A 475-nucleotide genomic window follows, 5' to 3' on the forward strand; every position below is an offset into this window, starting at 1 on the left:
GCCTGGGACTGCCAGGAGCAGGCCTGGGTGCGCCTGGATAACGAACAGTGTGGTTTCGCCTACCGCGACAGCGTGTTCAAGCAACAGCCCGATCGCTACCTGATCACCGCCATCGAACTGAAACTGCCACTGCTGCACGACCTGCGCATGGACTACGCCGGCATCCGCGAAGAGCTGCAGGCGCAGGGCGTGGTGCTGCCGGGCGCGGTGGACGTGGCCAATGCGGTGATCGCGATCCGCCGCCGCAAGCTGCCCGACCCGGAGGTACTCGGCAATGCCGGCAGCTTCTTCAAGAACCCGGTGCTGCCGCTGGAGCAGGTCGACGTGCTGCTGCAGCATTTCCCCGACCTGCCGGTGTTCCCGGCCGAGCAGGACGACAAGCGCAAGGTCTCGGCGGCCTGGATGATCGAATCCTGCGGCTGGAAGGGCTTCCGCGACGGCGATGCCGGCGTGGCTCCCAGCCACGCGCTGGTGC

1 pseudogene is annotated in these 475 nt (G+C 67.2%); it reads left to right on the top strand.

Annotated features, from left to right (window positions below):
* Positions 1-27: 27 nt before the first annotated feature.
* Positions 28-475, top strand: a pseudogene (locus tag FHL80_RS25050) (hypothetical protein); the annotation flags it as partial.

Source organism: Modestobacter excelsi (assembly GCF_005930495.1).
Taxonomy (GTDB): Bacteria; Actinomycetota; Actinomycetes; order Mycobacteriales; family Geodermatophilaceae; genus Modestobacter; species Modestobacter excelsi.